12 protein-coding genes are annotated in these 17,688 nt (G+C 61.9%); 2 read left to right on the top strand and 10 right to left on the bottom strand.

From position 1 onward, the window contains the following. Positions 1 to 51 precede the first annotated feature (51 nt). Positions 52 to 237: a 4-oxalocrotonate tautomerase gene (locus tag NE852_RS25530; protein ID WP_008531447.1), complete on the top strand. Its 186-nt coding sequence runs from the start codon at positions 52 to 54 to the stop codon at positions 235 to 237. A gap of 314 nt (positions 238 to 551) precedes the next feature. On the opposite strand, the gene NE852_RS25535 is transcribed toward NE852_RS25530, so the two are convergent. From NE852_RS25535 to NE852_RS25570, 8 genes are all read right to left on the bottom strand, one after another. Continuing rightward, the gene (locus NE852_RS25535; protein WP_008531448.1) at positions 552 to 863 is read right to left on the bottom strand and encodes a DUF982 domain-containing protein; all 312 of its coding nucleotides are present in this window, start codon (positions 861 to 863) and stop codon (positions 552 to 554) included. Between the two features lie 264 nt (positions 864 to 1,127). Then, a complete protein-coding gene (locus NE852_RS25540; protein ID WP_258156773.1) occupies positions 1,128 to 3,533 on the bottom strand; it encodes a serine/threonine protein kinase in 2,406 nt (801 codons plus the stop codon). A gap of 42 nt (positions 3,534 to 3,575) precedes the next feature. Further along, positions 3,576 to 4,757 carry a serpin family protein gene (locus tag NE852_RS25545; RefSeq protein ID WP_258156774.1) on the bottom strand — a complete coding sequence of 394 codons (1,182 nt, stop codon included), beginning with the start codon at positions 4,755 to 4,757 and terminating at the stop codon, positions 3,576 to 3,578. A gap of 13 nt (positions 4,758 to 4,770) precedes the next feature. Then, positions 4,771 to 7,308, bottom strand: a complete 2,538-nt coding sequence (locus tag NE852_RS25550; protein WP_258156775.1) for a trypsin-like serine protease — start codon at positions 7,306 to 7,308, stop codon at positions 4,771 to 4,773. Continuing rightward, positions 7,305 to 8,924 carry a caspase family protein gene (locus tag NE852_RS25555; protein ID WP_258156776.1) on the bottom strand — a complete coding sequence of 540 codons (1,620 nt, stop codon included), beginning with the start codon at positions 8,922 to 8,924 and terminating at the stop codon, positions 7,305 to 7,307. Before NE852_RS25555 ends, NE852_RS25550 begins: the two co-directional genes overlap by 4 nt. Positions 8,925 to 8,946: 22 nt before the next feature. Further along, positions 8,947 to 10,887: a DUF4384 domain-containing protein gene (locus NE852_RS25560; protein ID WP_258156777.1), complete on the bottom strand. Its 1,941-nt coding sequence runs from the start codon at positions 10,885 to 10,887 to the stop codon at positions 8,947 to 8,949. 210 nt (positions 10,888 to 11,097) lie between these two features. Beyond that, entirely contained in the window at positions 11,098 to 11,475 is a 378-nt protein-coding gene (locus NE852_RS25565; RefSeq protein ID WP_037173340.1) for a hypothetical protein, read from the bottom strand. 196 nt (positions 11,476 to 11,671) lie between these two features. After that, positions 11,672 to 12,262: a hypothetical protein gene (locus NE852_RS25570; protein WP_037173343.1), complete on the bottom strand. Its 591-nt coding sequence runs from the start codon at positions 12,260 to 12,262 to the stop codon at positions 11,672 to 11,674. 149 nt (positions 12,263 to 12,411) lie between these two features. On the opposite strand from NE852_RS25570, the gene NE852_RS25575 reads away from it, so the two are divergent. Beyond that, complete coding sequence (locus NE852_RS25575; protein WP_258156778.1) at positions 12,412 to 14,016, top strand: hypothetical protein; 1,605 nt, start codon at positions 12,412 to 12,414, stop codon at positions 14,014 to 14,016. A 244-nt stretch (positions 14,017 to 14,260) separates the two neighbouring features. On the opposite strand, the gene NE852_RS25580 is transcribed toward NE852_RS25575, so the two are convergent. Both NE852_RS25580 and NE852_RS25585 read right to left on the bottom strand, forming a co-directional pair. Then, complete coding sequence (locus NE852_RS25580) at positions 14,261 to 14,920, bottom strand: tail fiber domain-containing protein (protein ID WP_205621969.1); 660 nt, start codon at positions 14,918 to 14,920, stop codon at positions 14,261 to 14,263. Positions 14,921 to 14,944: 24 nt separating this feature from the next. Further along, positions 14,945 to 17,524 (bottom strand): caspase family protein, encoded by a 2,580-nt coding sequence (locus NE852_RS25585; protein WP_008531481.1) that lies wholly within the window; start codon positions 17,522 to 17,524, stop codon positions 14,945 to 14,947. Between the last annotated feature and the right edge of the window lie 164 nt (positions 17,525 to 17,688).

Consider the following 17,688-nt stretch of genomic DNA (forward strand, 5'->3'; position numbering starts at 1 on the left):
TATGCCCGGCGCCAAGACGACGGACATCACCAAATTGAACCAGGAGTAAACATGCCCATTCTTCACCTGCAGATGCATCCCGGCCGCACCTACGATCAGAAACGCGCCTTCGTGCGCGAAGCGACCAAGGCCGCCGTGGAAACTCTGGCGTGCCCGCCCGAGTCGGTGGAAATTCTGATAACGGAGATCAACAAGGATTCCTGGGCGGTCGGCGGCAAGCTGAAGTCCGAGGCCTGAGAGACGACCGGCGGCATCCAAGGCTCGATATGCGGGAGAGGCCTCCGCATGGTCTGGGCAGGGAGCCGGCACTCGGCTTCCGTGCCGACCGGGGGCGGGCGACCGTTGACCTTGCTGGCTGCCGCATCTTCACCGCCCGCGAGCCTGCAGGCGGCCCACTTCGCCGGGGAATTTGCCTTTGGTGCACCTGACCGGAGTTCGGCGCTAAGCGGGCCTATCGTTGCCGGAGGATAAGGCTGCTTTCCGCCCCATACCGGTCGTTCGCTCTGGATTGCCTGTCCACAAACGGTCGCAGATGGCCCTGGAAATAAGCCCTATCTTCGCATCGTCGGAGGAAGGTCCGGTCGTCGCTCTGCCATTCCTTGCGGGACGAGCGACAGAGTTGCGATACCCGCCTCATCGGCCGCGCGCAAAAGTGCTTCCCGGAATTGTTCCGGGCCAATTTTCCCGCTCAATGCGTCGACGCAGGCTTTGACGGCGGCCACATATTCCTCGCCGTCATCGCAAGGCCAGTCGTTCATCAGGAGACGCGCCGCGTCGCCCAGTGTCCACACAATCTTGCGAGGAGCACGACCTCGCAAAGCAAACCCGACAGGCGTGAATGCTGATGATGTATTCCAGCACATTATCCCCGACCCCTCAACGCACGGATACTGCAGTCCCCACGTTCAATGTACGCGCGTATTTAGAAATTTGGAATTGAAATTTTTGGATGGGCGCTGCTTAAGCGGGAGGATTCCGAAATGAACGAAAAGGGGTGCTCCGCACCTTGTCAGAGCGCCCTGCGCTGCAGCGTCAAGCCTTGCGCCGACGGACCTGTTCCGCCTTTCGCCAACCACCGCAGGGCCCTCAGCCGCGCGCGCTTCCCTTTCCGGTCCAGCCCCTTCGCCTCACCTCAACTCAGCGGTAACGCGGAAAATGCCGCCGGCCGACGCGTCGGAGCAGACGACGAAGGTCGAGCCTTCCTGCGCCATGAAGGCGACATTGCCGCCGGCCTCGCAGGGGGTTGCGCTCCATTGCAGGATGATATCGCCGTTATCGGGCAGCTTTTCCGCAGGGATCTTCACGGCACTTGCCATCCACTCCGTCGCCGACGGCAGGTGGACAGGGGCGTTCAGTTGCTTTGACAGCCAGGCGGTATAGTTCTGCGCCACGGCAAGCGGCACGTCGTCGGCCGGCTGCTGCGGATTGTCGGCATAGGCCTGTGCTGCGGCGGGGTCGGAATTGGCGGTGTAATATTCCGCCATCTCGGCGCGGGTGACGGCCTTCGTCTGCATACAGAAGGACTTGTCGATCTTCACGGCACCGTTCGCGACGCCGAGCATGCCGCCGAGCTCCTTCATCGAGGAGGTCATCAACCGGACATTCTCCAGCGAATAGCTTCCCGCCGGAACGGTCTCGAAGGCGAGAGTCTGCGAAACCGGGCAGAAGCCGCGTGCCGACAGCGCTTCGAGATCGGCAAGGATCGGCTGGTAGCCGACGATCGCAAGTTTGTAGGCCTCCGCGGCGTAGCGGCCGTCGGCCTCGCTGAGCTTCGGCTGGATGGCCGCAAGCGTCGGATCGGCGGCACCGGCGCGGTTCGCGATCGAAGCATAGAGATCGGCGACCTTCTGCTTCAGCGCCGTCGCTCCGTCCTTCGCCGCCATGACATCGGCGATCAAGGCGTCGAAGAGCTTGGTCGCGTCGCCATAGCCTGTCATGGCCGCCGGTATCTGCCATTGCTCGCCCTTGGTCTTGGCGTCCGCCATCAACCCCTTCGCCTTGGTGAAATCGGGACTGTCGCCGGCACCGACACGGTTGGCGGTGTCGCGCTTGGTCGCCGCGTCCTTTTCAGCCGCCGTGAGCGCGGTGAGCGCCTTGGCGAGATCATCAAAAGCGGCCTTCGCGCCATCGTAACCGTCGACCGCGCCGTGCATCTGTTGGGCGGCGGCGCTGTCGGCGGCAGCTTTCATCTTCGTGTCCGCTTCAGCAAAGGCGGGAGCCTTGTCGCCGCCTGCGGCGGAGGCGGCGGCTTTCGCCTTCTCGGCATTTTCTTTCGAAATGGCGATCAGCGCCTTGCCGAGGCTGATGGCGGCCTTCTGGTAACCTGGAAGAGCTTTTTTATAGTCTTCGTCCTTGAGCAGGGCATTGGCCTCGGTCAGCGCCGAGGCACCGGTATCATAGGAAAGCTTTGCCTCGTCACTGGCCGGGCGTTCCGGCGCCCTGGCGGCGATCGCCTTTTCCTTGCGGCTTTCGGCCTCTTTCTTCCACGTGCCGACATCGGCGACGAGTTTCGGATCGGGCGCCAGCAGTTTCGGAATGGTAACGACACCGACCCCGATGCAGATCAGGATCAGCCCGCCGATCATCACGAACTTGGCAGGCGTCCACTTTCTCGGTTTCGGCGCTTCCGGCTGCTGCGGCATGCCGCCGCGCGGATCCCACGTCATCGGCTGGATGCCCGTCGTCACGCGGGAATATTCGCCGAGCGCATCGGCGCCCATGCGCGGGCGTTGCGCTGGGTCGCGGCTCAGCATTCTTTCAATCAGGCTTGCGAGCCCCTCGGGAAAGCCGGGGATCAGCACGTCGAGGCGCGGGAAGATATTGGAAGGGTCGAGATGGATGTTCTTCCAGCTCTGCTCGCGCTGGTGTTCGTCCTCCCAGACCATGACGCTATCGAAAACGCTGGCATAGGTCTGGCGCGGCAGGAAGAGCTTGTAGGCGATCATGCCCATCGCATAGATGTCGAGGGCTGATGAGGCGGAGAAGGTGCCGCTCGCGTAAATCTCCGGCGCGCCGAATTCCGGCGCATAGGGCGGGATGATGTGCTCGCCGATCTTCGAGATCAGATGCAGGTTGCCGATCCTGACCGAGAGGCCGGAATAATCCTCCGAGACGTAGATGCACTGGTCCGTCAGCGCATTGTGGGCGTAACCGGCACCATGCAGCGTCGCCAGCCCTTCGAGAATGTGGCGGCCGATTTCGACGGCGCGTTCGTAGGCCACCATCTCCGTTTCGTCGAGATATTGATGCAGCGTCTTCGACGGCCGCTTTTCGACGATGTAGAAATTGTCATCTTCCGGCGACGGCGGGATGAGATCCTCGATTTCGACGAACCGCCGGGCCGTGAGCGACTTGGCTTCGTTGATCGATGTCCAGACGCGCTCGAAACGGGCTTTGTCCAGCTTCAGCGCCACATCCGGCGCGACGATGAAGACCGAACGGTCCATCCGCTTGTCCTCAGCGGGATAGACGATGAACTCGTTCTCGTAGATCGGCTCGCCGATCGTGTAGCGGGCGATCAGATCACTTCTCATGCACTTGTCCCCCTGCCATCATTATGTCAATGAAACCGAATTCTATTCGCCGGCCAGAAGCGGATCTCCGATCAGGCCCGCGGCCAGGAGCAGGCCGGTCTTGGTATCCCGGAGCGCAAAGGCGAAACGTGCATCGGCTGTGACGCGGACGAGTTTCGGATCGATGCTTCGCTCGGTGATAGCAGTTGTTGCCGCTGCCGCTTCCGTGCCGTTTTCGTCGACCTTGATCATCGTCTTCTGCAGGACGCGCGACAAGCTGATGTTTTCCTTGGTAAACCCTGGAAAAGCCGCATCCTTGGCCTTTTCAGGCGCCACTCCCATCGCACTGAGTATCGGCATCAAATCACGCCCGTCGTTCAGCGAAAAGCGGGGAAGGAAAATTTCGCCTGCAGCGGGTTCGAATTTTTCGCCCTGAAGCCAGGAGGCAAGCGCCTTCAGGTCGGACCCGCCGACGCCTTTGCCCGATCGCGCTGCGATCACCACCATGCGATAGGCTTCGCCGGTATAGGCGAGATCGACGGCGGCGAAATTGTCATCAAAGCGGAATTTCTGTCCATCGCTGGCAAGATGCATCATCGGCACGGAGACTGTGGAGCCGTCCGGCCGCCGGAAGGGTGTTGCCGGGCTTTCCTTATCGAAGGAGGTCTTCCATCGAGCCTTGAAGGAGAGCGCGCCGAGGCTGACGAAGCCGCCGCCGGGCGGTGTATCGAGAATTGCCGGAATAGCACCTCTTGTGGCGTCCTTGACCCAGCCATTGATGCGCTCGACCGATTTCGGCCCGTCGAGATCCTCGACCGAGGGCGTGATGCGATGGCCGGCGAGCATGGAGAGGGCATCGGGGACGAGCGCCAGCTTATCGTCGAAGACGATCGCCGCTCCCGCTGCCAGCGGCGCATCGGTTGCTGCGGGCTTCTCAGGCGTCATCTCGTCGAGCACCTTCTCCGGCCCTTTCACAGCGCCGGCAAAGCCGAGGCTCTTGGCGATTGCCGCCTTGCCTTCGTTTGACGCGCCGAGGCTCGCCAGACCGAGAGCGGCGGCGAGGCTCGCCGGCGACACCATGACGTTTGCTGCTCCCTCTTTCGCCAGCGTGCGGTCGATGAGGTCGATTGCAAGCCCCGCCTGCGCGGCAAGGATCGCCTTGCTGTCGATCGCATCGCCGGCACGGGCCGGGACAATTCCCATCAGGGAAACGGCAAGGCCTGCCAGCAGAATGGATTTCGACATGGTTCGCTCCTCTTTAGCGGATGCGATAGAATTTGGAATCGAAGGACCACTTGCCCTGGGCGCCGGTCTCGTCGTCGCCGACGATCCTCAGGCTTCGGGCTAGGTCATAGACATAGTTGAAGGCAGCGCGCTGGCCGACGAGCGGTGTCGGCACATCAGGCAGGTCGAGCACCTCGATCGGCTTGTCGCTGAGGATGGCGACGACCATGCCGACGCCGGCCGGCCCCTCCACCTGATATTCGAAGCCGATATAAGGATTGCGTGCGTCCGGCACGACCACGGGCCTAGCCGGATCAAGCCGGTTGTCGCCGCCCTTGGCATTCGGCTTCAGGCCCATCGAGCGCTTGTTCGGGTAAAGCTGCGTCAGCTTGCCCGAGGCGTCGATATCGACCAGGATCAGATAGCCGGCCTTCTTGGTGGAGACGCGCATCGCCACTTTGTCGCCGATGCTGACCGAGGTGCCGGGCAGCACGTCGACGGCAACGCCCGCTTCATTGTCGGTCTTCAGCGTATTTTCGACGGCGGCGACCGGGGTCTTCGCCTCCTCACCCGTGACGACATCGCGTCCGAGCGCGTCCGGCAGGCCGTAGAATTGCGGTACCGGCGTGAAGCGGCAGTCCTCGGCATGCGCCCGGCAATATTCGCCCGATTTGCGCCTGACGTAGTCGAGCAAAGCTGCGTTGCTGACATTCGGCTTGTCGGCAGCGCGCGCCACCCCTTCCTGCACCCCCTCGATGAAGCGGCGGGTGAAGACGCCGAGCGGCGGCTTGGCTTCCTTGTCGACGAGCGCCCACTGCCCGGAATTGACGGCCGACCAGACCATTGCCGTCTCACCGCCGAATGAGAATTTCGCTTCCTTGCCGGAGCGGTTCGGCGGTTCCAGCGATGCCAATGCCGGGCCGAGGCAGCGCACCGTGCCGCCGGCCGGTGCCGCGACGGCGCTGCGGCTGCCGGGGCCGACATGACAGGCGTCGATCAGCAGCGTGACATGGCGATCCTTGAGGCTGTTCAGTCGCGCGGCGATTTCGGTCTCGCGGATCTGGTTGGTGACGGTCACTTTGCCGCCGTCGCGCACCAGCTTCGCATCGGCCGCAACGAGCGTCGGGCTCGTCGTCGCCTCGGCGCCCATTTCTTCCGAACCCTGGCCGCTGAAATAGAGGAAGATGCGGCTGCCGGATTGTGATTGGCGCACAAGCCAGTCATCGATTTCGGCCAGGATCGCTTCACGGCTCGCCTTGCGGTTCGTCAAAGTATGAATCTGTTCCGGGCGGTAGGAGAGCGTCTTGACGAGGAAGAGCTGCATCGCCTTCACATCGTCGGCCGAGCCCGTCAGCTTCGCCTCGCGCATTTCGTAGTCGTCGATGCCGATCAGAAGCGCGCGGTCGCCGGGAGAGCTTTCGACGGCGGGCGTCTCGACGGTTGGTGCCTGAACCTCGGGCTGATTGACGGTGGGTGCATCGGCGGCCGGCGTCTTATCCGGTGTGGTAGTGTTACCGGGCGGAGTGGTGATCGAAAGATTGGATTCCAGCTGACCGGCCGGCTGCTGTTTCTGCTTCGGCCCGACGGTAATGTCGCTTCCAAGAGGCTTGCGCTTGGTATCGATCGCTGCGACCTGGTCGCTCGCGGCCGGCCCCGACGTGTCGGGCGCATTCGGCACGTCGCCATCGGTCTTTGTGGCGATCCAGTCGCGGAAGGCGGCGACGCGGGTATAGACGCCATAATGCTCCGCCTCGGCGCAGCCGGCGCCCCAACTGACGATGCCCAGCTGGATCCAGCGCTTGTCGGGACGCTGGGCAACGAGCGGCCCGCCGCTATCGCCCTGGCAGGCGTCCTTGCCGCCCTCTGCATAACCGGCGCAGACATTGCGCTCATCGATCGGGTTCATGCGCATCGAGCTCTCGCGATAGGCGGCGCGGCAGTCTTCCCGCGAGACGATCGGCAGCTCGACTTCCTGCAGCTCGGTCGGCAGGTATTTGTCATCCCAGCCGTGATCGGCCTTGGTGTAACCCCAGCCGGTGACGACGGCGGTGTGGCCGGCGGCCTCCACCGCATCATCCGAGGCGGAGGCCAGGATTGCAGGCTTCGAGACAGCGGGTTCGGCGAGCTTGATGAGGGCGATGTCGTTGGCGAAGACCTTGCGATCGAAATCCTCATGGATGATCACGTCTTCTACCGCGAGGCCCGGTTTGTCGGGGCCGTCGACGGAGATCACCTTGTCGATCTTCGACTTTCCTTCGACGATCAAAAGATCTCGGGCGAAGAGGTCCTGCTTGCCGGAACGGCCGCTGGTGACGCAATGGGCGGCCGTCAATATCCAGCGCGGCGCGATCAGCGAGCCGCCGCAATGGCCGCCAAAGCGGCCGCGCTGTTCGGGATCGGGCGCCAGGATCTTCACCTGCCAGGGCCATTCACCCTTTTTCGCCGCCTGGCCGCCGATGACGCGCCCGCCATCCTCGCCGGCAAAATCCGTATCCTGCTGCGCAAGCACCGGAGAGGCCAGAAGCAGAAGGACGGCCGCAATGTTGAGGACCCTGCTGATTGGCGTGCTCATAGCTTGGCTCCGGCGGAGGTATAGAGAACCGTAAATCCGACGCGCGCCTCTTCGGGCAGGAGTTCGCCGAGGCGTTTGGCGATATTGCCGGCGGTGCGGCGCCTGTCGTTCTGCTTGAGGAATTCTATGAGATCAGGCATCGGCGTTGCAGAGGTGACGGCAACGAGCAGGTCCGTGCCGAAGGGGGCTACGACGGAAAGATCGAGATCGAAGCTCGCCGACATCTCTGCATCGACCTCTCTCTCGCCGGGATAGAGGAACTGCACGGTTCCATCACCGGTGATATCGAAGAGCACGAGCTTGCGGCCTGATAAATCCGAAACCGTGACGCCGACCCGCTCGCCTTCGCGATGAACTGCATCGGAAGGCGTGACGCGCACGGTCTGCGGGTTTGCCTCTGACAGTCGCTTCAGCGTGTCGAGCGCGGCCATCCGGTCGACGACGAAAGGCATATCACCGGCGCCGATGCTGGAGGAGACGACATCGCCACCAGCGATCGCCTCGTGCTTTTCGGGGTCGAAGACGAGTTCGGCATTGGCACCGTCCGTCAGCTTGAACGGCGTGATGGCCGGATCGATTCCTTGCAGCACCGGATCGGTGCCGAGGGCGGCGATACTGATCGGCGCGCGCGCGGCCGGTGGCGGCGGAACGTTCGATTTCTCCGATCCCGTTGTGGTGCCTGCACCGTCGTAGTTATAGACGACGGCGTGGTCGAGATCGGTTCCGGGCGGGCTCTCCGTGAAGATGTTCTGCCGCTGGTCGGTGAACTGATAGACCGACTGGCGCACATATTCGAAGAGTTCGCGGCGGCTGACGGCACCGTCGCCGTTGCGGTCGGCGGCGCCTTCGAAGGCGCGGGCCGTCGCATAACTCAGTGCGCCGCGTTTCTGCGGAATGCCGGGAATTGATATCTCAGGCGATTTGGTGTTCTCGTCGACGGCGGCGAGGAAGGTCAGCCGTCTGTAATCGAAGCCGGTGGAGAGCGCATCCGCCGTGGTCGAAATCGGCGCGAGGTCGTCCTCCTCGATCGTATAGGAAGGCGCTTGACGCCAGGTGATGTCAGCACCGCGCGGATCGACATCCCGAGTCATGCCGCCAGCATGGCAGGTGTCGGCGATGAAGAGGACATCGGCACCCTTGGCCTCCAGCTTGTGGATCAGCACCTTGAATTCGTCGCCGAAGATGCGCTCGCGCGATCCGGGCAGGCGCGTGTCGAAGCCGGCAAGCACATAGACCTCGTCGCGGCCGCTCGGTTTGGAGCCCCGGACGCGCTCCGGTTCGCTTGATCCGTGGCCGGCGATGCCGAGCACGACGAGATCGCCGGAGCCGGCCCTTTCCGTGACGGCCTCGATCGCATGGAAGATACCTTCGCGGTCGGCCTCGCCGTTTTTCAGGAGCGTCATGTCTTCGACGCCGACCGAGCGCAGCGATAGGGAAAGGTCCTCGGCGTCGGCGACCGCGCCGTGCAGCGGCGGAACATTGCGATAGAGGTCGATGCCGATCAGGACTGCCCTGACCGTGCCGCGTTCGGGCGCCTCGATCGTTCTTGCCAGGCTGTCGGTGGCCGTCATCGCCAAGAGGGCGAGTGCTGCGGCCATGGAAACGGATGCGGACATGGCCAAACCTCCCCTCGCCCGGCTATTCGCGCCGCCATTCGACGCGGCGGTTCAGCGCGTCGATATCGTCTTCGGTAAGGTTCGCCGTCGCCGTGACGTCGACCGGCTCGGAGGCTCCGCGGCCTTCGGCGTCAATTGTCGCATCGATGCCTTTGCTCTTCAGGAAATCGGCGACGGCCTTGGCGCGGCGCTCGGAGAGCTTCTGGTTATAATCGTCGCCGCCTCGCCGGTCAGTATGGCCGATCAGGATAACACGGCCGGGCTTCTGCTCCTTCAGCGCTTCCAGCAATTCCTGCGCCGCCTCCGTGCCGATCGAGGTAAAGGTCGACTTGTCGAAATCGAAGGTGATCGGAACCGGGATCGAGACCGGCACGATGCCGCGGACGTTTTCCGAATAGATGCCGCCAAGCACGCCGCTGCGGTGATCCTTCTCGGCTGGCACGAAGCTACCTTGCGGGTTGTCGCTCGTCGGATTGGCGGCAAGGATGCGGGCCTGGGCGGCGCGCTGGATGAGATCGGAGATCGTCTCGGCCGGCGGCGCTTTCGGCGTGCGGGTCTCGTTCTTGATGATCTCGATCGCTTGCTGGTAATCGGCGGCGGCATCGGCGAAGCGGCGGCCGGAGAAATAGATCTCGCCGAGTGTGGCGGAGGCCTGCCAGAGCACTTGCGGGCTGTCGGCAGCGACGAGCAGCGGCTCGTAATCGGCGACCGGCTTGTCGGCGGCCATCATTTCCTGGGCTGCGGCGAGCCGGAGTGCAGCGACGCGGCGTTGGGCATTGATCTGGAATTGCCCGCAATCGGCGCTGACGGCGATTGCATCGGCCTCCGTCGCGGCAGCGTTGATATCCTTTGCGGCGACGGCGGTGTTCAGCTTGTCGAGAAGGGCGTTGCAGGCGGGCGTATCGGCATTCGCCATCTCGATCTCTTCGCCTTGGCCGGCAGCCTCCGGCTCGGCCGAGCGGCCGAGGTTTATCTGCGGCATCTTGATGCCGAAGCCGCCGGGCAACTTGAATTGCGGCATCTTGATCTGCGGCATCGGCAGTTTCGGCATCTTCATCTGTGAAGACTGCGACGACTGGTACGATTGCGACGACTGCATGGGCCGGTTGGACGTGCTGCCGGTGGCGGGGCCGATCAGCTCCAGCTCATCGGCGGAAAGCTCCTGGCCGGGCGCCAGATTGGTGACGATCTTGTATTTCTTCGGCGGCTGCGACGTGGCCTGTTCGACAGGCTGGGGAGCAGGCTTCTTCGGCTTTTCGATCGCCGGTTCCGGCTTCTTGGCGACTTCCTGTTTCACGACAGGCTTCGGCTTCGCAGCAGCCGGAGGTTTCGGCGGCTCAACGGGCGGCTTTGCAGCCTGTTCGACCGGCGCGGGCTTTGCCGCGGGGGCGGCTGCGACGGGCGGGGCGGCGGGCATGCTATCGACCGTCGTCAGCATCAGCGTCTTGCTGCTGATCTTCGTGCCGAGGCTGCGGGCTTCTTCGAGGCTGCGGGAAACGGCGTCCATTCCGCCGTCGATCGAGCGGAACATGCCGCTGCCGCTGCCGCCGAGATCGGCAAAAATGGTCAGCGGCTTGGAGGAATAGAAGACCTTGATCTGTTCCTGGCCGACCGGGCCGGAAACCTGCAGTCTGGCGCCGCTCGCCGGATCCGGCACCTGCACGCGCTTGCCGGCGCTAACGAGAGCGTCGGTCTGATATTTGTTCGGGAAAAGCTTCACGACGGAGCCGTTCGGCGAGACGTTCAGCACCGTCACATAGGAATTCTCAGTCGACTGGATGAAGAGGCCGACGACTTCGCCGATGGCGTATTTCGCCTCAGCGCGATCGAAGGTAATGCTGACGGGTCCGGCCTGGGCGGGCGCTTCGGTCAAGGTGCGTTCGTTCTGCGCCTCGACGGCGGGAGCCATCGGGAAAAGCGAAAGAAATGTGGCTGCGGCTAGGATGGCTTTGCGGGTCAGCATTGGAAACCTCCCTCTTCGAACAATCTCACACTGTGCTGAAGATGAGAATAGCACTGACCGGCGAAATTGGGATGGCTGTGCCTGTCTTGCTTGAGGGAGGGTTACAAATTATTTGGAACCTCGAAGAACCGGTAAGGCGAAGACGTGAGCAAGACTCGCGATCGGTAATATCCGCCGCCTGATATATTCGGTTCGACTGCCAGGAGAGGGTTAGTTCTTGGGCTTCTGGCCGGCCGATTTCAGGATCGAGATCAGGTCGCTCATTCCCTCGGGCGAGGAATTGTAGAGCCAAAGGATATCCGGATTGTCTGTGGTGAATTCCTTGCCGGGGGCTGAGCCCATGTCGCGGCCGGGCGAGGTCGCATCCGGCAGCTTGCTTTCGCCCGGCGTCAGTCCCTTGGCCTGTTCGTGTTCGGCAATGATCGCGGCAGCGGCGGCAAACGCCTTTTCGTCATGTTGGCGGAGTGCCGAAAGCGAGGGATTTCGCTTGGCCAGCGCATCCTCGACTGGCCCGGAATAGGCAAGCTCAGGTAGCTGCAGCGCCAGCAGAAGGCCGATCGACAAGGTTACGAGCCGGAATTTCGTCATCGTCGTCAAATCCGTTATCAACCCGATGCGCCGCGCTATGGCTGGCAGCACGACAATAGGGAGAGGCCGGAAGGAAGGCAACGGCGCTCAGTGCCAATCGATTGGGAGGGTTGAAATCGACTGGCAGCGGCGCTTTGGCTCTTTGTTTTATGTATGTCGTTGACCTCGCACTGCTGCAATTTCGGGGCGGCATACATCAGAGGATCTTCAATTCCTGCAGGCCGAGGCGGAGATTGCGCAGCATTTCCCCGAAGATTTCCTCGATCTTGCCAGTCGACCAGACGACCATGGTGCCGTAGGGCGAGCGGGTGCGCTGCATGAAGCCCGCCGTCTCGAAATCGATCAGCGTCTTGCGACAGGTCTCGCTCGACATCACCGCGACAAGGAAACGGGCGAGATTGGACTGGTCGATCGCGCCTGATTTATCGGCCCAGTTCTGGATCAGCCGCGGCTTGGTGTCGGCGGTGAACATCGAGGCCAGCGCGCGGTCCTGTGAAAGTCCGAGGCGCTGGAGCTTGGCGGGATCGCGGGTGAGCGAGACCACGTAATCATTATGCAGGTCGGCGAAGCGTTCGATATCTTCCGCCGTGCTGATGCCAAAGACCTTCATCGAATAAAGGAACTCTGCCATCAGATAGGTCGGCTCAGAACGCAGCTGCGCCAGATGCTTTTCATCCTTGCTGGCCGAGGCCGCGCAGACGCGATCGGAGAAGCCTATCCGCGCCGCGCGGACCTGCTCCAGCAGGCTTACGTCGAGCGCCAGTTCGTCACCGTTCCATTCCAGCATAAGCATTCCCTGCCAGCAAATCTTCGAGACGATGATCTTGTACTATCGCAGAGGCAGATCTCCAAATCGTTTGGAAAGCAACGGCTTGCTGGCGAGGCGCATCTAGCCTACCATTTTAAAGACTTGGCAGCCTTTTTGAGGTCGAGGCAATGCGTAGTTTGGGGTCGCATATTCTGTTTGCCGCGGCACTTGCGGTCGCCTCGCCAGGTTTTGCCAAAGACACCGTGATGATCGAGCTTCGCAGTGGCGACGGCGGCCGTTCTGTCGGCATCGTTTCCTCGAGCGAGGAAGTGGAGGCATCGGGGCCTGCGGCGATCACTGTCGGCGATGACGGTACCATCTACATCCTCGACCAGAACAACGGCCGCGTGCTCGCCGTCGATGCCGAACGCTCGCAGGCCGATCCCGAAATTCTGCCGCTGCCGGAAAACGCGGCGCCGGAGGATCTCGCCGTCGTCCATAACGAACTCTACCTCTGGTCGGATGGCGTCGTGCCGCTCGAGCGCTCCACCGATGCCGACGGCCGGTCGCAGACGTTGCGCGCCGTCGACGGCGGCGATGCCGACGATTACACCCGCTCCGTCTTCGCCTCCATGGGCTCGGTGCCGCCAGGTCCCTTGAACAGCATCATCGATGAGATCGGCCGCAGTACCAGCCGGCCGGAAGCCCGCCCACCGATCGTCCAATACGTGCCGAGCCGCGGGCTCGGCGATATCGTCGCGGAGGTCTCGGCGGCAAACGACAAGGCGGAAATCCTGCTGCGGCGCAGCAGCTCGGAAGAGAATTTCCTGTCGCTGTCGCTGACATCGGAAGGGCGGATCGGGACCGTCGAACTTCTCGATATCGACACGACAGGCAGGCCCTACGCGCTGGTCGAGCTCGTGCCCGCCGACCAGCCTGATCGCACCGGGATGCTGGTGGTTCGCTTCACGCCGAACGGGGCGATGGACCGTGTCTACGACCTGCCGATCGATGCCGGCACGGTGTTCTCGAGGCGTTTCGTCGCGATCGGTCCGCGCGGCGACGTGCTCTATTTAAGATCACAGGAGAGCCGGGCGCAGGTGCTGAAACTCGACGGCAGGGAGCCCGGCCGCAAGCTCGCCGTCGCCAAGCCTGCCAAGCCGTTGAACACAGGCAAGCCAGGCAAGACGCCGAAGGTCGCGATCGTACCGAAATCGCGCAGCGACGTCATCGAGCGGGCGATCGGCTTCGAAACGCTGAACTGGCTTGTGACGCCGACCGCCTATGGCGGCGATCCCGGGCCGGGCTGCGCCAACATGAACCGGTTGCGCCGGCCGATCTACCTGATCGGCAAACGCGGGCAGACGGTGAAGGGTGTTCCCTACTGCTGGGGCTGCAAGACGCCGCTGGAGGATTTCGTCGAGGGTGTGGAGAAAGGCCAGACCGCAGGCAATGTCTGCACCAAGAGCTTGCCGCAATCCAATATCCTCGGCGTCGACTGCTCCGGGTTCGTCAGCGATGCCTGGGGCCTGAAGATGCACGTATCGACCCGCGCCATTCCGGGCATCGCCAAGCGACTCTCCGACCCCTGGTCGATGCAGCCGGGCGACGCTCTGAACAAGCCGGGCTCGCACGTGCTCCTGTTCATGCGCTTCACCGACGACCGCAAAGTGGAGGTGATGGAAGCCTCGCCCAACGCCTGCAAAGGCCGCGTCTGCCGCAATACCTACTCGCTCGGCAGCCTGTTGATGCGCGGATACCAGCCGGTGCGTTTCAAGGGGCTGGATGGCTGAAGAGGATCGTCTCACGCCCGATTGGGAATGTTCTTCGAAATATGGGCTGGATATTTGAAGAGGTGTAAGGCGCTATCGTGATAGGCGAGCTTAGAAGTGGCCACTGTTGACAGATGACGTACATTGCTCCACCGGCAGCACTCTGAGCGATACGCCGCCTCGATGGTAAGCGCTGCCCATACGCAAGCTCAAACATCTTGAGGTCGCGTACAGAAACCTCCCCATCACGATGCCCATTGAAGCGTTAAATCGCCGAAACGACGGATCGAGCTTGTGCGGACCCCGAGGCCAGGGCGAGCGCAACGGCCGCCGACACTGCTTCTGCGGTGGTCAGTGAGACCTCCGCGCTGAGAGAAGTCATGTCGATATCCAACTTGCCGTAGTCCACCATATAATAACCTGATCGAGTTTCGATAACGGCATCAGGCCTGATCGAAAGGAGATCCTGTGCCATTGTCCCAACGAAAACAGGCCCTCCCCAGACGTAACGGAAGGAGTAGATTGGAATGCCAGTCGGCGATATGCCGAGACGACGAATATGAGTTTTGAGGCGGCGATCAGACCAACCCGGATCGCTGGAAGGCCCGCCAGTATCTCCGGAAGAGGAACTACTCGATGAGGAACTGCTGGATGAGGAACCACCGCCCATTCCGGAAGAACCGCCGGAGCTCGAAGAGCTACCTGAGCTGGAACCCTTGTCGGAACTGGCGAAAGTCCTCTGATCGCTTCTTGCGACGTTCCCGGCTGATACTCTTGTGACGGTCGGCGGATTCTTTCTAACCGGCTCTTTGGTGGCAAATAACGTTTGCGCTCCTGGATCAAAAATACAGCTCTGCAAGATGGCGCCCGAGCCGGCGATGAAGGTAGAGCAAAGGAGTACACGGATGGTGATTTTGCTGGTCATATAGAGCGTCCCCACGATCGCCAGTTAAAAGAGATCATACCTCGGATTTCGCTTCACCCACGTCGCTTTCGCGAGAAGCACCAGCCTCTCGTTCAACGATTTAGTCTTCGGAAGAGCTTTGAGTTCTTGCGAAGTTAGTTCGCCCGAAAAAGCTTCTGCTGCCTTCTTTTTTGCGGCATCAGCTAAAGATGCGAGTTCCTTGTCCGACTGTTTTTTAGGGTCGCCGGTTCCGGGCCGGTTGAGTGCGCTTGCAAGTGAGAAATAGTGTGCAGCGGTGACTAGGCTTTCGGAGTTCGAGCCGTCGCCCTTAGCCATTTTTGCTCGTTCGAACGCACTCCAGTAGTCGCCGCGCTCCGCGCCCATCTCCAGCCATCTGATGGCTTCAGTCTCGTCTTTGGGCACTCCCAAGCCATCTCTGTACATAAGGCCTATATTTCGCGGCGCATAAGGCTGGCCGCCTTCTGCTGCCCTTTTAAAAAGCTCAAGGGCCTTCTCAAGATCCTGCGGTACACCTTTGCCCGCGCGATAAATCATCCCAAGGCTGTTCATCGAATATATGTCGTCTCGCTTGAGACCTGACTCGTAAAAGCGAACGCCACGTTCTACATCGGCTGTGACATTGACGCCGTTTAAGAAGATGTAGCCAAGTTCGTTCATTGCGTAGGTATGGCCCAAGTCGGCGGCCTGCAGCATTAGCTTCAGGCCTTCTTGGGTATCGGCTTTGGCACCTCTGCCATAGTAGAGGCTTTTCCCGTAGGCGTAGAGCGCAAAAGGATCTCCCTTCTTCGCGCCCATGGCGGCTATCTCGCTCGACTTTTCTAGGTTCGTCGGTACAGACGCTCCGATGAGATAGAGGGCAGAGATCTCAGAAATTGCCCTTACATGTCCGGCATCCATCGCCTTCTTGATCGTCTCAAAGGCCGTCTTCGTGTCGCGGTTGGCAAGCTGGGCGCGGCCGAGCTGGTAGATGAAGCGCGCGACCTCGGGATAGGTCTTCATCGCCTCGGTGCAGGCACGCACGGCAACGGCTGGGTCGATTTCGTTCGGTAGTTTGCCTGCTGTCACTCCCTGCAGGTCGAGGGGCGCTGCGGCTGCGGTATCACAAGCGTCGAGCGTCGGCTTGAAGCTGACGGTCGCGGGCGGCAGGTCGTCGTTTGCGGCTTGCAGCGTCACGGCGAAGGTCTGGTTTTCCGTACCGATCTGCGGCTCGTAGGAAAGGGCGGGAATATCGGCTGCCTCAAGCACATGGCCGAGCCCGATCACCCGGTCTCCGGCACGCAGCGTGCCTTTATCAGGCAGGGCGGCGACCTTGAAGGTCATTTCTCCCGCCGAAGCGGGTACTACGGGCAGGCTGGCCTTGACGGGGCCGACGCCGATCGTTGCGTCGATATCGCGCGGCAGTTCCTTCAGATAGGCGCCGGCATCGGCAAGCCGTGTCTGTTTCTCCTGTTCCAGCTGGGCGAGCTTGGCGCCGGCATCGGCCGAGACGGTGATCGCGACCACCCCCTGGGTCGCCTGGCCGTAAGGGTCGCTGACGGTATAGCCGATCAGGCCGACGGTTCCGGCGGCAACGCCCGTGGAATCGTAGGTCAGCGCCGTCAGCGCCGCGGCGGGAAGTTTTGCGCCCTGCTCGACCGGCTTGCCGTCGAAGGTAAGCTTGCCGGTTTGCGGAAGCTGATTAAGGGTGACGATAAGAGCCGAGCCTGTCTTGTCATGCGGCGGGGCAATGGAAAGTTTCGTGGCGGCAGCACCTTCCGGCACGCTCGCCTGCTGCATTGGTTCGACGCTCGGCGGCGGCGGCGCCGGAATGAAATAGAAGCTGTCGGTCAGCGAGGAGTTTTCCCAGGGGACCTGCTTGCCGTCGGTCATCGCGATCACGTCGCGACGCACATCAGTCAGGACCTGGCGGATTTCCTTGTTGGGCTCGCTGGCGCGTTTGATGAAGGATTCTGAATATGGGCTGAGCGCCCCGCTGCCGTCGAGCGCCACCTGGCCGGGTTCGGTGGAAAAGGCGATCAGGCTGCCAAGATCGCTATCGATGCGCGCAAGTCCGCGTGTCGCGCCGACCGGTTCCAGCTTTTCGGCCATCCAGAATTTCTGCGCGTTGAACGGATTGTTGCGGCAGGCATCGAGGAAGATCAGCTGCACGCGCGAATTCTGTTTGAGGTGGTTCAGGATCAAGTCGAGCGGCATGGTCTGCGTCTCGACGTCGTAGGGTGTCTCAAGCGTCGCATCGACCGGCACGATGAAGTTCTGCCCCCCCACCTGGATGCCATGGCCCGCGTAATAAATAAGGCCGGCTTCGGCATTGTTGGTCGAACGCAGGAAGCGACGCACGGTATCTTCGAGACCGATGCGGTCGACATTAACGCCGATCGTCACGTCGAAACCGGCCGCGCGCAACGTATTGGCGACCTCTTCGACATCATTGGCGGGATTGGGAAGCGAGGGTAGCGTCTTGTAGACCGAATTGCCGATGACGAGGGCCACGCGGCGTCCGCTCTCCTCGGTAATGGCGGCATGGGCCGTGCCGAGCGACAGCAGTATTGCCGCGGCAATCAGCAGATAGGCATACAGTCTCCTGACGGCGTGAAACTTGGGCATGGCTGGATCGCAAACATTCTATTGTTTCTGTTCAATAAAATTTGCTGGCCTGCTGGTGCTTGGCCCCCTCCGCATTCACGTTTCAAAAATATTCCTCGGCGGTCTAAAAAGCAAGCTTCGCCGCCTCCAACAGAATTGGAGCGGCTCCGCCAGATTGGAAGCTC

Origin of the sequence: Rhizobium sp. Pop5, assembly GCF_024721175.1 — a bacterium.
In the GTDB taxonomy this organism is placed as follows: domain Bacteria; phylum Pseudomonadota; class Alphaproteobacteria; order Rhizobiales; family Rhizobiaceae; genus Rhizobium.

Coding starts and splice junctions, on each gene's coding strand:
- NE852_RS25550 (WP_258156775.1), bottom strand. CDS start 7,308: ATGAGCACGCCAATCAGCAGGGTCCTCAACATTGCGGCCGTCCTTCTG.
- NE852_RS25560 (WP_258156777.1), bottom strand. CDS start 10,887: ATGCTGACCCGCAAAGCCATCCTAGCCGCAGCCACATTTCTTTCGCTT.
- NE852_RS25545 (WP_258156774.1), bottom strand. CDS start 4,757: ATGTCGAAATCCATTCTGCTGGCAGGCCTTGCCGTTTCCCTGATGGGA.
- NE852_RS25575 (WP_258156778.1), top strand. CDS start 12,412: ATGCGTAGTTTGGGGTCGCATATTCTGTTTGCCGCGGCACTTGCGGTC.
- NE852_RS25540 (WP_258156773.1), bottom strand. CDS start 3,533: ATGAGAAGTGATCTGATCGCCCGCTACACGATCGGCGAGCCGATCTAC.
- NE852_RS25565 (WP_037173340.1), bottom strand. CDS start 11,475: ATGACGAAATTCCGGCTCGTAACCTTGTCGATCGGCCTTCTGCTGGCG.
- NE852_RS25530 (WP_008531447.1), top strand. CDS start 52: ATGCCCATTCTTCACCTGCAGATGCATCCCGGCCGCACCTACGATCAG.
- NE852_RS25570 (WP_037173343.1), bottom strand. CDS start 12,262: ATGCTGGAATGGAACGGTGACGAACTGGCGCTCGACGTAAGCCTGCTG.
- NE852_RS25585 (WP_008531481.1), bottom strand. CDS start 17,524: ATGCCCAAGTTTCACGCCGTCAGGAGACTGTATGCCTATCTGCTGATT.
- NE852_RS25580 (WP_205621969.1), bottom strand. CDS start 14,920: ATGACCAGCAAAATCACCATCCGTGTACTCCTTTGCTCTACCTTCATC.
- NE852_RS25535 (WP_008531448.1), bottom strand. CDS start 863: ATGTGCTGGAATACATCATCAGCATTCACGCCTGTCGGGTTTGCTTTG.
- NE852_RS25555 (WP_258156776.1), bottom strand. CDS start 8,924: ATGTCCGCATCCGTTTCCATGGCCGCAGCACTCGCCCTCTTGGCGATG.